General features: G+C 32.2%; 3 protein-coding genes. All 3 read left to right on the forward strand.

Annotation, left to right across the window (positions count from 1 at the left end):
• Window positions 1–741, forward strand: a 741-nt coding sequence (gene spo0A / locus RMR19_RS05820; RefSeq protein WP_310602559.1) for a sporulation transcription factor Spo0A, incomplete at its 5' end; no start/stop codon positions are given.
• A gap of 251 nt (window positions 742–992) precedes the next feature.
• A complete protein-coding gene (gene glgA, locus RMR19_RS05825; RefSeq protein WP_310602560.1) occupies window positions 993–2,429 on the forward strand; it encodes a glycogen synthase GlgA in 1,437 nt (478 codons plus the stop codon).
• A gap of 356 nt (window positions 2,430–2,785) precedes the next feature.
• Window positions 2,786–4,301, forward strand: a 1,516-nt coding sequence (locus RMR19_RS05830) for a Na/Pi cotransporter family protein (RefSeq protein ID WP_310602561.1), incomplete at its 3' end; no start/stop codon positions are given.

A 4,301-nucleotide genomic window follows, 5' to 3' on the forward strand; every position in this document is an offset into this window, starting at 1 on the left:
CTTGATGATATTTTGAAAGAAGATAATGATGTGGAGGTAGTAGGAAAGGCGGATAATGGGATTGATGCTTTGACTATTATCAAGGAAAAAAATCCTGATGTTGTTTTACTCGATATAATTATGCCAAAGCTTGATGGATTGGGAGTTCTTGAAAAGGTTAGACATAATTCGGAGTTTAAAAAGACGCCAGCGTTTATTGTTATTACGGCTATTGGACAAGAAGGTATTATGCAGAATGCGTTTGAATTGGGAGCAAGTTATTATATAATGAAGCCGTTTGATAATAATATGATATTATCAAGAATTAAACAGATTAAGGGTGATTCAAAACTTATTGACAATCACCTAGTAAGTACATTTGAAAATAAGATGAGTTACGTAGAAAGAAATCTCGAAACGGATGTTACAAACATTATTCATGAAATTGGTGTTCCTGCTCATATTAAGGGATATCAGTATCTTAGAGATGCAATTATGATGTCAGTTAATGTTATTGAGATGTTGAATTCGATTACAAAGCTTTTATATCCGTCTATTGCGAAACAACATAAGACAACGCCAAGTCGTGTTGAAAGAGCCATTCGCCATGCGATAGAAGTAGCATGGAGTAGAGGGAAAATGGATACGATTGATGATTTATTCGGCTATACTGTGAATAATGGAAAAGGAAAACCTACTAATTCAGAGTTTGTAGCATTGATCGCAGATAAAATTCGATTAGAATATAAATTTAGAACATAAAAGTTTTAATATGGGAGCTTGTGTAAAAAAGAGTGAAATCACATTTAATATTCGATTGTTACTAATTTTTTTCTTTAAAAAATCAGCCAAATATTGTATAATAGATTATTATAGCTTGTATAATTATGTTTAACAGATATAATAATAGATAGTAACTTTTCAATGTTGTAAAAGAATCAGATTAGTAATAATGTGGGAAGATTGAGAAGTTATAAGTGGTTGACATAATCGAATTACCAGGAGGAGTTAGTATGAAAAGAATATTATTTGTAGCATCAGAGTGTGTTCCGTTTATTAAGACAGGAGGTCTTGCGGATGTAGTTGGATCTTTACCAAAGTATTTTAATAAAGAGGAATTTGATGTTAGAGTAATGGTGCCAAAGTATTGTGCAATCCCAGATACATATAAACAACAAATGCAGTATAAGACACATTTTTATATGAATCTTGCTTGGCGATCACAATATGTAGGTGTATTAGAGATGGAGCTAGATGGAGTGACATTTTATTTTCTCGATAATGAATTCTATTTTGCTGGTTCTACACCATATGGTAATATATACGAGGATATAGAAAAGTTTGCGTTTTTCTCAAAAGCGGCATTGTCTGCATTACCAGTTATTGATTTTCGCCCTGATATTATCCATTGTCATGATTGGCAAACAGGACTATTACCAATCTATTTAAAAGATACGTTTTCACAAAATCCATTTTTCCAAGGAATTAAATCAATTATGACAATACATAATTTGAAATTCCAAGGTATTTGGGATATGAAGACTGTTAAAGATATATCAGGATTATCCTCTTACTATTTTGCACCAGATAAGTTAGAAGCGTATGGGGATGCGAATTATCTAAAGGGTGGCATTGTATATGCGGACGCTGTTACTACGGTGAGTGAGTCTTATGCAGAAGAGATTAAGATACCATTCTATGGAGAGAACCTTGATGGATTAATGAGAGCCAGAGCGAATGTATTAGAAGGTATCGTTAATGGTATTGATTATAATGAATACAATCCAGAGACGGATCCATATATATTTAAGAACTATAATAGTAAGACATTTAGAAAAGAAAAATCAAAGAATAAAAAAGGCTTGCAGGAAGAGTTAGGTCTTGAGCAAAATGAAAAGAAATTTATGGTTGGTATTGTATCACGTTTAACAGATCAAAAAGGATTTGATTTGATTGACTATGTAATTGAAGAGATTTGTAATGAGGATACACAACTAGTTATATTAGGAACTGGTGATGAAAAATACGAAAACTTATTTAGGCATTATGCATGGAAGTATGGTGACAGGGTATCTGCTAATATCTTTTATTCGAATGATCGAGCGCATAAAATTTATGCGGCTTGTGATGCATTCTTGATGCCTTCCCTATTTGAACCATGTGGTTTAAGTCAGCTTATGAGTTTGCGATATGGAACAGTTCCAATTGTAAGAGAAACAGGTGGATTAAAAGATACCGTTGAACCTTACAATGAATTCGAAAGTAGAGGAACAGGTTTCTCATTTAGTAATTACAATGCACATGAGATGCTTTCGACTTTACGATATGCAAAACATATCTATTATAACAAGAAAAGAGAATGGAATAAGATTATAGATCGTGGTATGGCGGCAGATTTCTCTTGGGATAACTCAGCTAAGAAATATGAAGATTTGTATAATAGACTATAAATGTTTGCGATATAAGTAATAACCGATTAATGACAGAAATAATGGATTAAAAACAGAATATCATAAAAGTATAAAAACTCTAAATTTTGTAATACTAATTTTGTTAGTGTGTAAAGTTTAGAGTTTTTTTGAATTTTTTTTTGCAAAGTATTTGACAGAAGAGGAATCAAGATGTTAAGGAAACGTAAAGAAAATGTTAAGAAATAGATTGTTAGTCAATGATAACATTCCATAAAAACTGTAGAAAATTATATTGCATATTCCTACAAATTTATGTATTATGGGTATTGATTCGATAAGAATATCTGAGTATTATAACAAAGGACAAGTTAAAATCTAAAGTAGGAGGAAATGTAATGACTGTAGAAGTTTTAGGAACGATTTTTAGTTTTATTGGTGGGCTAGGATTGTTTCTCTATGGTATGAACGTTATGGCAGATGGTTTGCAAAAATCTGCAGGTGGTAAGATGAAGCAGTTAATGGGGATTCTTACGCATAATCGTTTGCTCGCTGTATTAGTAGGTGCGTTAGTTACAGCTATTATACAAAGTAGTTCGGCGACAACAGTAATGGTTGTTGGTTTTGTTAATGCAGGCATTGTGAATTTAACACAAGCAGTAGGTGTTATTATGGGTGCTAACGTAGGGACAACAGTAACAGGTTGGTTAGTATCTATGAATGAGTGGGGGGCAATATTTAAACCTTCATTTTTCGCACCACTTTTAATTGGTATCGGTGCTTTTGCTACAATGTTTTCTAAGAAAGAGAAGAAGAAAGATATTGCTGAAATCTTAGTTGGTTTTGGTGTGTTGTTTATTGGTCTTGAATTTATGTCAGGTGCAATTAAACCATATAGTGATGCTCCAATTTTCTCAACAGCATTTTCGGTATTGGGAAAAAATCCGATTTTAGCAATCCTTGCAGGAGCAATCATAACAGCAATTATTCAAAGTTCCTCTGCATCAGTTGGTATTTTACAAACACTAGCTATGAATGGTGTTGTTACTTGGAATTCAGCAGTGTTTATTACGTTAGGTCAAAATATTGGTACATGTGTAACTGCATTGTTATCAAGTGCAGGAGCAAACAAAACAGCAAAGAGAGCAGCGGTTATCCATCTTTTGTTTAATGTTATTGGTGCAATTATCTTTGGTGTTCTAATGTTTGTGATATTTACATTTAAGCCAAGTTTTGCAGGTTCATCAATAAATAGCGTTCAAATATCAATATTCCATACAATTTTTAATATAGCAAATACAGTGATTTTATTCCCATTTGCTAATTTATTAGTAAAATTATCAGGATTAATCATTGACGATTCGAAAGAGCAAGAAGCAGAAGAAGATGAAGTGAAAATGATACATTTAGATGAACGTATCTTTGAAACTCCTTCATTTGCCATTGAAAATGTAGTAAAAGAATCAATTAATTTAGGTAGATTAACATTAAAGAATACGGAAGCAGCGATGCAGGCAATTCTTCAAAATGATGTAGAGCAAGCAAATGAAGTATTCAAAACAGAAAAGTTAATTGATAACTATGAGAAGAAGATTACAGAATATTTAATTAAGATAAGCAACCTTTCAATTAATGAAGAGCAACATCTTCTTGTTAATGATTTGTTCTATACGATAAGTAATATTGAACGTATAGGCGACCATGCTGAAAACTTAGCAGAATTAGCAGTTTCTAAAATAGATCATAATATATGGTTCTCTGACTCTGCATATAAAGAGTTAGAAGAGATTTGTGATATATCATTACAGTCTTTTGAAAACGCAATACTTGCAAGAGAAACAGAGAATATGGAGTATGTAAGAAAAGTTGTTAAGCTTGAAGATCAAGTTGATATATTAGAAGAGGAATTACGAG

It is taken from the genome of Anaerosporobacter sp. (assembly GCF_031551385.1).
Classification (GTDB): Bacteria; Bacillota; Clostridia; order Lachnospirales; family Lachnospiraceae; genus Anaerosporobacter.

Coding starts and splice junctions, on each gene's coding strand:
- glgA (WP_310602560.1), top strand. CDS start 993: ATGAAAAGAATATTATTTGTAGCATCAGAGTGTGTTCCGTTTATTAAG.